General features: G+C 43.0%; 12 protein-coding genes and 1 pseudogene. 2 read left to right on the forward strand and 11 right to left on the reverse strand.

All coding sequences use genetic code 11. The features are described from left to right. Positions 1-235 precede the first annotated feature (235 nt). On the reverse strand, positions 236-973 hold the full coding sequence (locus JCM10512_RS18845) for a hypothetical protein (protein WP_044165304.1): 738 nt from the start codon (positions 971-973) through the stop codon (positions 236-238). Between the two features lie 246 nt (positions 974-1219). On the opposite strand from JCM10512_RS18845, the gene JCM10512_RS18850 reads away from it, so the two are divergent. Next, entirely contained in the window at positions 1220-2533 is a 1314-nt protein-coding gene (locus JCM10512_RS18850; RefSeq protein WP_044165305.1) for an NAD(P)-dependent oxidoreductase, read from the forward strand. Between the two features lie 89 nt (positions 2534-2622). Here JCM10512_RS18850 and metK read toward each other — a convergent pair. Beyond that, positions 2623-3914, reverse strand: a pseudogene (gene metK / locus JCM10512_RS18855) (methionine adenosyltransferase). Between the two features lie 260 nt (positions 3915-4174). Here metK and JCM10512_RS18860 point away from each other — a divergent pair. Then, positions 4175-4396 carry a hypothetical protein gene (locus JCM10512_RS18860; protein ID WP_044165306.1) on the forward strand — a complete coding sequence of 74 codons (222 nt, stop codon included), beginning with the start codon at positions 4175-4177 and terminating at the stop codon, positions 4394-4396. Here the strand turns inward: JCM10512_RS18860 and folK are convergent. The 9 genes from folK to JCM10512_RS18905 form a co-directional block, all read right to left on the reverse strand. Next, a complete protein-coding gene (gene folK, locus JCM10512_RS18865) occupies positions 4393-4875 on the reverse strand; it encodes a 2-amino-4-hydroxy-6-hydroxymethyldihydropteridine diphosphokinase (RefSeq protein WP_044165308.1) in 483 nt (160 codons plus the stop codon). The genes JCM10512_RS18860 and folK overlap by 4 nt on opposite strands. A gap of 30 nt (positions 4876-4905) precedes the next feature. After that, positions 4906-5964: a tRNA preQ1(34) S-adenosylmethionine ribosyltransferase-isomerase QueA gene (gene queA / locus JCM10512_RS18870; RefSeq protein ID WP_044165309.1), complete on the reverse strand. Its 1059-nt coding sequence runs from the start codon at positions 5962-5964 to the stop codon at positions 4906-4908. A 15-nt stretch (positions 5965-5979) separates the two neighbouring features. Continuing rightward, positions 5980-6702, reverse strand: coding sequence for a tRNA pseudouridine(55) synthase TruB (gene truB, locus JCM10512_RS18875; protein ID WP_044165310.1), 723 nt, complete (start codon positions 6700-6702; stop codon positions 5980-5982). Further along, on the reverse strand, positions 6702-7592 hold the full coding sequence (locus JCM10512_RS18880) for an undecaprenyl-diphosphate phosphatase (protein WP_044165312.1): 891 nt from the start codon (positions 7590-7592) through the stop codon (positions 6702-6704). The genes truB and JCM10512_RS18880 overlap by 1 nt, the downstream gene beginning before the upstream one ends. Next, positions 7592-7831: a DUF3098 domain-containing protein gene (locus JCM10512_RS18885; protein ID WP_044165313.1), complete on the reverse strand. Its 240-nt coding sequence runs from the start codon at positions 7829-7831 to the stop codon at positions 7592-7594. Before JCM10512_RS18885 ends, JCM10512_RS18880 begins: the two co-directional genes overlap by 1 nt. Before the next feature lie 71 nt (positions 7832-7902). Beyond that, positions 7903-8784, reverse strand: coding sequence for a cell division protein FtsX (locus tag JCM10512_RS18890; RefSeq protein WP_044165314.1), 882 nt, complete (start codon positions 8782-8784; stop codon positions 7903-7905). A 3-nt stretch (positions 8785-8787) separates the two neighbouring features. Then, positions 8788-9687: a class I SAM-dependent methyltransferase gene (locus tag JCM10512_RS18895; protein WP_044165315.1), complete on the reverse strand. Its 900-nt coding sequence runs from the start codon at positions 9685-9687 to the stop codon at positions 8788-8790. A gap of 139 nt (positions 9688-9826) precedes the next feature. Then, on the reverse strand, positions 9827-10336 hold the full coding sequence (locus tag JCM10512_RS18900; protein WP_148298473.1) for an SEL1-like repeat protein: 510 nt from the start codon (positions 10334-10336) through the stop codon (positions 9827-9829). A gap of 145 nt (positions 10337-10481) precedes the next feature. After that, positions 10482-10937: a hypothetical protein gene (locus tag JCM10512_RS18905; protein WP_148298474.1), complete on the reverse strand. Its 456-nt coding sequence runs from the start codon at positions 10935-10937 to the stop codon at positions 10482-10484. Between the last annotated feature and the right edge of the window lie 99 nt (positions 10938-11036).

Raw genomic sequence — 11036 nt, forward strand, 5'->3', positions numbered from 1 at the left:
GTACAAAAAAAGCAGAGAGCTACACAACAAAGCATCATACTTTCTCATTGCCAACTGCAAGAAATCAAGACTGAGCATGTAGGTAAAGACCGTTTACACAACCCAAAGCTAAGCCATATCGTTACATCGAAACCCATTAAAGCCTCAATCCATACAGATTCAATTTCTCTACTTTTCAGTCGCTACAGCGAAGCCTTGTTTTCGCTTCAATAATAGAACTCCTTCTTAGCTTTATCTACTCGATGTCGTCCTCTTCCCAATAATTCTTATAATTGAATTCTCCAAAAAAGTCGTACTGACTATAATACCGAACCGCTTGTTCGATGACATTCCATCCGGCTGCTTTCGATTGCTGATTCACAGTAGATTGTTTAATACCTAATTCGCGGGCAATATCCACTTCATTATATCCGAGTAATTTGTAAAGTAGAATATGACTCTGCTTGGTAGTCGCTCTATTCAGAAATTCATCAAGAAGAGATAGGATAACAGTAATCTGATCGGTCAAATCCTTGGAAGGAGAATCAAAAGAAAGTGTACTTTTAGCTTTCATTTTTTTCTGTTCGGCAATCAACTTACCCGAACGACTAATCGCTTCCTCATCCACTATATCCTTATCAATCAAATCAATATTCACACGACCGATGCTGATACCGACCCGAGCCCCATAAGCTTGGAATTGTTTTCGATACTTAGCCGATGCCAGAAACTCACTAGAAGGATAAATAGAAAAAGACTTAATCCCATTCTTAATCAATAGCGCAATTCTCAAAGCATCGCAAGGCGCAGAAACCAGACACTCGATAAGGCCACCAGAGACGAGCCGCATGAAAACCTTTTCCTTTTTCCATTTAAGATGGCTCTTATCAATTTGTTCAAACAGCCAATAAATCCGTTGCGTGAGTTGATTTGCCTCCTCAACACTAAGCGAGGAAAAAGCAACGATCTCAGCAGATAGAGTTGCGTTGTGCATAATCTTGTTTTTCGCAAAAATAAAAAAAATGACTGTATTCTATATATTTAGAGACCATAAAGCTTCTAACTAACTCTCCTACTAAACCGCATCAGCAAGAATAGTTCTTTTATAACTCACAATATCATAAGAGATTATAAAAACAGGAGAAGGTAGAAAAAAAATGTTCCAAAACGATACAAGAATCCAAAAAATAGCTACTTTTGCAAAGTAGAGATTACAAAAAGGCTGTTATTAATAAGAAATATGACTGAAAAGAACAATACATTTAAAGAGATAAACGAAAGTTTCACAACAAAAGAAGCAATTGAAGAAGCAAAGCGCTGTTTAAACTGCAAGAACCCTTCATGCAGAAAAGGATGTCCGATTGAAAACGACATCCCAGGCTTTATTCACCAACTTTCCATGGGAAACATGGGCGATGCAATGCACATCATCAATGAGAAGAGTAACCTGCCAGCTATCTGTGGACGCGTATGCCCACACGAGAAGCAATGCCAGGGCCACTGTATTCTCTATCCCAAGGGCAAAGAAATTCAAATCGGTAAACTGGAACGATTCATTGCTGACTTCGACACACAGATGAGCCTTATCCGCGAACGATTGCCTCAGAAGACACGGGGGAAAGTAGCCGTTATCGGCTCCGGACCAGCCGGGCTAACTGTAGCCGGTGATCTTGCTCGTCAAGGATTCAATGTCACCATTTTCGACAGCCAGGAAGAAGCGGGCGGGGTATTGATGTACGGCATTCCTGAATATCGCTTACCCAAGGTAGTGGTACGTAAAGAGATAGCCAAGATGGAAGCATTAGGTATCACCTTTACACTAAACTGCGTGGTGGGTAAGGATATCACCATAGATCAGATGTTCGAACAGGATTTCGATGCAATCTTTATCGGTACAGGTACTGCGCTGCCTAAGGCGTTAAACGCTCCGGGAGCTCAACTCAGGGGAATTATTCAATCGTCTTACCTACTTCAGATGGTAAGTATCTTCAATGAAGGAGCGGTTAACCGGGATGCTGTTCCCGTAAAGCAAGGCGAAAAGGTCGGCATTATCGGTTGTGGCAACGTAGCTATGGACGCTGCGCGTACAGCCATCCGCATGGGAGCCTCCAGCGTACATGTTATCTACCACCGCACAGAGGCCGATATGCCTGCCATACAGAGTGAATACCAGGAAGCAGTGAAAGAGGGCGTGCAATTTATGTGGCAAACTTCCACCGAAGAATTCATCGGCAATGAAGATGGTGCTTTGGTGGCCATTCGCGCTACCACACCCGAAGGAAAGCAGGAGATACCATTCGATCGCATTTGCCTCGCCATCGGTTCACGTCCAGCCAACCGCATTGTATCTACCACTACAGGAATCGATGTTGACGATACAGGTTATGTCATTGTAAAAGACCGTCCTTATGGTATGACGACTCGCCGCGGAGTATTTGCCGGAGGTGATGTTGTGCATCATCCGCAAACTGTGGTAATGGCCATGAAGGCCGCCAAACAGGTAGCAACGGGTATTGCGCAATACGTAGATGCGATTAAACTGTTGGAAGCTTAATACCAAAATCAAAGAGCCACAATCATTCTCTCGCTGAAGAGAAGATTGTGGCTCCTATTTAAATAAATAGCCGTAAAGCTATGCACTGATTATAATCCGAAAGCAGCTTTGATCTTATCCACGTAGTCTAATTTTTCCCACGTAAATAGTTCTACTTCTACTGTTTTATTTCCTTCGTAGCGAGAGAAGAATTCTTTTTGCACCACTTGCGGTTCACGGCCCATGTGTCCATAGGCTGCTGTCTCCTGGTAAATAGGATTGCGAAGCTTCAAACGTTCTTCGATAGCTTTAGGACGGAGATCGAACAATTGCTCGATAACACCGGCTATCTCGCCATCGGACAGACTAACATGAGAACGCCCGTAGGTATTCACATAAATATTAATCGGATGGCTACGCCAATAGCATAACTCACCTGCACAAGCATTTCGTCGGCGACTCCCGCAGCAACCATATTTTTAGCAATATGACGAACCGCATAGGCAGCACTACGGTCTACCTTGCTAGGATCTTTTCCTGAGAAAGCTCCACCACCGTGAGCACCCTTACCGCCATAGGTATCAACTATGATTTTACGACCGGTCAATCCGGAATCTCCATGAGGACCACCGATTACAAACTTACCGGTTGGATTCACGTGGTATTTGATATTATCGCTAAACAGGCTCAATACCTTTTCATGATGAATGGAAGCAATGACACGTGGCATCAGGATTTCGATCACATCCCGACGAATCACTGAGAGCATCTCTTCATCAGCCTTTAGCTGAGCTTCCTGCGTTTCGTCAGCAGGTTGAATAAAATCATCGTGTTGGGTAGAGACAACGATTGTGTCAATGCGAACAGGAACTCCATTGTCGTCATATTCAATCGTAACCTGACTCTTCGAGTCGGGACGGAGGTAAGTCATAACCTCTCCTTCGCGACGGATTTCCGCCAGTACTTGCAGGATGCGATGCGACAAGTCGAGCGAAAGCGGCATATAGTTCTCCGTTTCGTTCGTAGCATAGCCAAACATCATACCTTGGTCGCCTGCACCCTGATTCATCGGGTCTTCGCGTTCCACACCACGGTTGATGTCGGGACTTTGTTCGTGAATGGCAGATAGTACACCACAAGAATTGCCTTCGAACATGTATTCTCCTTTGGTGTAACCAATCTTCTTAATTACTTCGCGGGCGATGAGTTGGAGATCAACGTACGCTTTTGTTTTCACTTCACCCGCAAGAACTACCTGTCCGGTAGTAACCAATGTTTCGCAAGCTACTTTTGAACTGGGGTCGTAAGCCAACAGTTTGTCAAGTACAGCGTCCGATATTTGATCGGCCACTTTGTCGGGGTGTCCTTCAGACACCGATTCGGATGTAAATAAATATCCCATCTTTCTTTAATTAAGAATTAAAAATTTAAGAATAAATGAGTGCGTGGGGAGGTAAGAACTACTAAAACAACCAAGAAAAGCAATAATAAGTCGTGTTTTAGCATTTTTTTCCGTGGTTGCAAGCTGCTCAAATCTATCCACACTTTCATTTCGGGGACAAAGATAAGTATTATTCGGAGATTATTTTTATCTTTGACCCATGTTTAACACATGAATACAAACAAGGATTACCTCCTTGTCTCAAATAAATTAAAGAAAGAATGATACTCAGCAGCAAAGTTAGAAACGTTTTACTTTTAGCCCTTTATGTAGGATTAACAATTGCGACTTACGCCATTGTATGCCACTTTATGCATATTGAGTTCCAGGATATACACTTGCTCTACGCAGCATTAGTAGGCTGCATAGCTTATTTACCGCGCTTCATTATAGATCGGAAAAAAGAGAAAGAGGAGAAAGAGAACGGTACCAAGCGCCGTTAAGCATTCAGTTGAGCTAATAACTCACGCACAGTCTTACCAAGAACCGGATGAACTAGTTCGGGAGCGATTTCCGCTAACGGCTTCAGTACGAAATCGCGCTCTGCCATCAAAGGGTGGGGGAGAACAAGTTCCGCACCAGATGGACTGACGACTGACAATATACAGTTGTCATACAGCAACAAATCGATATCAATCAATCGGTCACTATACGCTTTATTGACCGTTTTTTGCATACGCCCCATCGCGCGTTCAATCGCCTGCGTACCCTCAAGCACTTCCAAAGGGGAAAGGAGGGTTTCAATACCCACAGCTGCATTCACAAAACTATTTTCAGAATGGAAGCCCCAAGGGGCCGTTGCATAAAAAGCGGACAAGAAAATAACTTTCCCTATCCGCTCTTCTATCTTTTGAATGGCAACGCGGAGGTTATCCTCTTTGTCGCCTAAATTGGTACCGAGTCCTACATAAACTTTTGCCATTATCTATCTACGTTGTGCCTCGGCAATCTTTTACTTATCCAAAATCAACATAGCATCGCCATACGTTCCAAAACGATAGTCCTCTTTCAGCGCTAAATTATAAGCATCCATCACCTGGTCATAGCCACCAAAAGCAGCTACAATCATCAACAGGGTGGAAAGAGGCATATGGAAGTTGGATATCAGCGAATTGGCTACGGTAAATTCATACGGAGGAAAGATAAACTTGTTAGTCCATCCCGCAAATTCCTTTAAGTGACCGTCCGTACTTACAGTACTCTCAATGGCGCGCATCACGGTTGTACCAACGGCACAGACATTTCTACCTGTATCTTTGGCATTGTTTACTGCTTGCACAGCTTCTCTGGTGACAGCAATCTGTTCAGAGTCCATTTTATGCTTGGTCAAATCTTCTACATCGATATCACGGAAATTACCCAATCCGGCATGCAGGGTTACGTAAGCGAAATCAATACCCTTGATCTCCATTCGCTTCATCAATTCACGGCTGAAATGCAAACCCGCTGTAGGAGCAGTCACTGCACCTTCATGTTTAGCAAAGATCGATTGGAAACGCTCTGCATCTTCCGGTTCTACGGGACGATGAATGATTGAATGGGGAAGGGGAGTCTCTCCTAACGCATACAGCGCCTTCTTGAATTCATCATGCGGACCGTCGTAGAGAAAACGCAGCGTACGCCCACGCGACGTTGTATTATCGATCACTTCGGCTACCATCGAATCGTCTTCTCCAAAATAGAGTTTGTTTCCGATACGTATTTTACGAGCAGGATCTACCAATACATCCCACAGGCGAAGCTCTTCATTTAGCTCTCGCAGCAAGAAGACTTCAATACGGGCACCTGTCTTCTCCTTGTTACCATACAAACGAGCCGGAAAAACTTTCGTATCGTTGAATATAAACACATCTTTATCATCAAAATAATCCAAAACGTCTTTAAACATTTTGTGCTCAATCTCACCTGTACGACGGTGTAACACCATCAGACGTGATTCATCTCTGTACTTCGTAGGATGCAATGCAATTTTATCCTCGGGTAACTTAAATTTGAATTGTGATAGCTTCATATCTAGTCCTTATTATTAATTATTCTCTTCATCATTCTCTATTTCCTGTCCATCAAGCCACTCTTTGAAGTGGTCGGGATCCAGACAGTCTTCTAAGCGTACCTCGCCCACGCGGGTACGAACCAACCCAATCAGGTGAGCTCCGCTATTCAAGGCTTCGCCGATATCTCGCGCTAAAGCCCGGATATAAGTTCCTTTGCTACATACGACTCGTACTTTGAGGGTAGGCTGCGGTGTATCCAACTGACACTCCAACAGTTCAATCTCATCTATAACAAGTTGTTTCGCCTTTAGTTCAACCTCTTGCCCTTTACGAGCCAGCTCATAAGCACGGGTCCCATCAACCATACAGGCTGAAAAAGCAGGTGGAACCTGCTCAATCGTTCCTATGAATTGGGTTAGCACTTGCTCCACCATCTCCCGCGTAATATGCTCTGTGGGATAAACGGCATCTATATCATGTTCCAAATCGTATGAGGGGGTAGTAGCGCCCAAACGGAGCGTGGCTACATATTCCTTTGTCTGGTATTGAAACTCTTCAATTCGTTTTGTCGCTTTGCCGGTGCAAATAATCATCACCCCGGTAGCAAGGGGATCGAGCGTGCCGGCATGTCCTACCTTTAGTTTCTTAACTCCTATCAAGCGACAAATGTGGTAGCGGACGTTGCCGACTAACTTAAATGATGTCCACCCGAGAGGTTTATTAAAAAACAGTACTTCTCCTTTTTTAAAATTCATTATGCAATCTCCAAGTTATATCCTAGCATCAACATTATCAAAATCGCCCCTCCTACCAGGATTCGATACCATCCGAATGCCTTGAAGCCGTACTTCGTTACAAAATTTATGAAAAACTTAATGGCCAGCAACGCTACGATAAAAGCAACCACGTTGCCAATAATCAGCGCAGCCATATTATCTACCAAAACATCTACTCCACCATTGAGAAAAAGCTTGAGCAGCTTATACCCGGTGGCGGCAAACATGGTGGGCACGGCCAAAAAGAAAGAAAATTCGGCAGCGTCTTTACGCGTCATCTTCTGTGCCATACCTCCGACAATGGTAGCCATGGAGCGCGAAACACCCGGTATCATGGCAATGCATTGAAATAGTCCGATGTTGAATGCTTTCTTCTCAGTCAACTCCATTCCTTCTTCGCTCTTGGTAAAAATACGGTCGCAAAAGAGCATGAATATACCTCCAATGACAAGCATTACAGCAACCACCGTTACACTTTCGAGCATCTCGTCTATCTTATCACTAAAGAGAAGACCTATAAACGCCGCAGGTATAAAGGCGACTAACAGCTTCCAATAGAAGTCGAACTTTTGCAGGAAACGCTTTAACCAAATCCCAAGTTTGGCTGGTATGCTTTTTCCGACAGTAGCCTCCGGTGCGAATATACAGATGGGACGAAGGCGAAAAAAACGCTTCCAATAAAGACAGACCACAGACAGGATTGCTCCGAACTGGATAATCACTGTAAAGGCCTTTACAAACTCCGTACTTTCAACACCAAGCATGTTTTGTGCTATAATCATATGTCCGGTAGAAGATACGGGTAGAAACTCAGTCAATCCCTCTACAATAGCTATGATAATAGTCTCGATCAGCGTCAAGTCTCCCATTAGTTGTTTGTGTTGGTTTTAGGTTTGCGCAATACAGCGTAGATCATAGACAGGAATCCGAACAGACAAACCACAGGAGCGACTTTTATTCTGCGTACACTGAAGATATCCGGTTCAAAAACAGTTTCGGATGACGCAGGACCCGCCATCAATAGGAAGCCGATAATAACAATCGCCATTCCCGCTGCAAGTAAGATAAAGTTTACTTTATCGAAGGCAAATTTTTGCTTGTCAGACATAAGTATATTTATTATTCAAGTTACTAATTCAATTTTGGTATCCGAGAACACCACTCCAATCAGGCCTAAGATTAAATATAATACAGGGTATTAGCTTTCATCTTGAGGTATCTATTCATTGAAAAATAGGCACACAACCAGGTGATTACAATACCGAATACTAATACGCTTCCACAGACAATCAGCATCACTTCCGGGGTAATGACCTGCGCCAACTCCTGCTCATAGTGCACCGCCCAATAGGCTGTACCAATCAGAATTGCATCGGCAAGCACGGCAGCCAACACACCACTCCACACATTCTTTCGCAGAAACGGCCCTCGAATAAAACTCCAACTGGCTCCCACAAGTTTCATGGTGTGAATGAGGAAGCGCTTGGAATAGATCGCCAACCGGATGGTGTTATTAATAAGTGCAAAAGAGATGAAAGTCAACACGATTGCCAACCCTAGCAAAACCAGACTGATATTCCGTATATTCTCATTGACGGCATCGATCAGATCTTTTCGGTAGAGCACATCTTGTATATTGGTATTCTTCTTAATCATTTTTTCAATCTTGGCTATGCTATCAGAATTGGCATAGTCAGAATGTAACTTGATCTCCAAAGAAGCTGTGAACGGATTATAGCCGAGAAATTCCTCCGGATCAGTTCCCATGGCTTCTGTCTGTTCTTTCAAAGCCTGTTTCTTGGAGATGTATTCGGAAGCCTTCACAAAAGGCTGCTTATCCAATTTAGTCTGTAGTTTCAGGATGTCACTCTCCTTCATGTCATCACTTATCAGCACAGAAAAACTAATATTCTCACGGACATAAACGGAAAGATTATGCGCCGTAAGCACAAAGAAGACGACCAGTCCCAGCAATAAAAGCACCAACGTGGTACTAATGCTCGACGTGAGAAATTGCATATCGAAACGGGATGTCGACTTATTTCTATTTTTGTCCTTCATTCGTTATTTCTTTTTCCGGAAAACATATATCATTGAACTACTTCTCTCTTTTCTCCCTAAGGTGCTAAGCCAGGCCAGTGTTCCGACGTACAACCCTTTCAGGAAGCTATGCGAACTTCCCCGGTGCTTCTCACTCAACATGGATACGTAAAAGGCATCGAAAGGCATCGGATGCCGGTTTGCCATAATAAATCCATGACTAGAAGCCAACCGCTGAATTGTTGCAGGCGTAAAATGCCACAAATGGCGGGGAACGTCATACGCACCCCAATATTCTCCATAACGTTGCGCATCGTAAGAGGAACAGTTCGGCACAGCTACAATCAGCAACCCTTTTTCTGTCAACAACTCCCGAATGCATTCCCACGTCTCGTTCAAGTGTTCAAGATGCTCCATCACGTGCCAAAGGGTGATAACATCAAAAGTCCCCGGGGTAAGCTCTTTCAAAGCTGCCTCGGGTTTTACCTCCAGCTCAAAATTTTCACGAGCAAACTCGCGTGCCTGAGCACTCTTTTCCACTGCTTCCACTTGCCATCCACGCTTTTGCATAGTATGCGCGAAATAACCGGTCCCTGTACCCACATCAAGAATCCGTCCCGTTTTCCGGTGCGCTTCTCTGACAACCAGACGTGCCTTACGTCCAAGCATATAGGAGCGTACCCAGTGGTATACCGTATTCATGACTCCCTTGCGGGTGTCGGTATGGGATATGTAATCAGGGGTTTCATAATATTTGCCGATCGCAGCTTCGACAGGAGCGCCTTGCGTAAAAACAAAGCCGCAATCCTCACACGAATGCAGCTCAAACTGTTCGCCCGAAGCGTAAAAATCCGTACAAGTCATCACACTTTTCAGGTGCGTACTGCCACACAGCGGACAAGCATCTATAATGAGTTTCTCCATTAATTTTTGCACAAGTTGAATATTGCCTCTTGATCTAAAAGACAACATTATTCCCAAATTTGGTGCAAAGAAACAAATAATATGTGATCTAACGGGCTTTCGTTAAGGACTTTTAATAGAAGAGTTGCCCACCAATAGTTTAATCCCACCTTGTAGTTGTGTAAACCTTAAGGAGGGATATTTCATCCATTCTGTTCTTAATCTTCTGGCTCATAATCGTATCTTTAGGAACGTATTTACCTTCCAGATATAAACTCCATAGATAACTAAGCGAGTTATAATCATTTAACTCTGCCCCCCGCCGCAAGTATTTAAGTGCCATTTCCTTTGTACGCTCATCCATCACATTGCCATTGGATTCCGAAGCACGCTCCAAACAACTATACACATTCGAATAAGCACGAGGATAGTTATATTGGTGAATCATAAATAAAGAGTAAATCAAATATTCTTCAATGTTTTTTCTAACAAAATAAGCAATCATCAATTCATTATAAGCGACCGAATCTCCTTCTATAAGAACCAGTTCTTTGAGAACTTCAATAGGGCGGGTATGATTCATTGTCTTCACTTCAATAATCTCAGGTTCACAAGAGAAGAAAGCAAAGCAACACATTAAACTTGTAAGATAAAGAAATAAATATCTCATAATTTTTACTGAATTAATTTCTATTCGCACTAAGCACACCTACAACATCAGGAATAAAAAATAAGATAGAGCGACAACAGCTTACTTCTATTGTCGCTCATAGAAAAACTTAAGCAGTGAGCCGAAAAATGATGAGTTTATCCGACTAGAGTGGACTATGTGCCTTCATTTCTTCATCAAGTTTTTCAACCATAGCCGTATCTTTAGGAAGATAAACACCTTCTTCATACAAAGAACGTAAAATAGAAAGGGCATTATAATCTTTCAACTCGACTCCTTCATTTAAATACTTCAAAGCCATCTCCTTCGTTGTGTCGTCCATCACATTGCCATAAGTTGCGAATATACGCTCCAAACAATTATAAACCTCGGAGTACGCGGGAGCATAATTATAGCGATGAGCCATAATCATAGCATAAATCAAATTATCTTCCGGCCTCTTTTTATCCGCAGAGACAAGTATCAATTTATTATAAGCAGCGGTATCTCCTCTAGCAAGAACAAGCCTTTTCAACTCCTTGACAGGAATTTCAACAGGAGCTCGCTTACAAGAGGATACACCGATAAGTAAAAGCAATCCGATAAAATACCAATGTTTCATATCACTGTTTGTTTTTAGTTTGTTTTCTAAGCGCATAAGCTTTCTTCATTTCTTCACCAAGCTGTTGGCTCCTAATCGTATCACGAGGAACATACTTGG

Origin of the sequence: Bacteroides reticulotermitis JCM 10512, from assembly GCF_000517545.1 — a bacterium.
Classification (GTDB): Bacteria; Bacteroidota; Bacteroidia; order Bacteroidales; family Bacteroidaceae; genus Bacteroides; species Bacteroides reticulotermitis.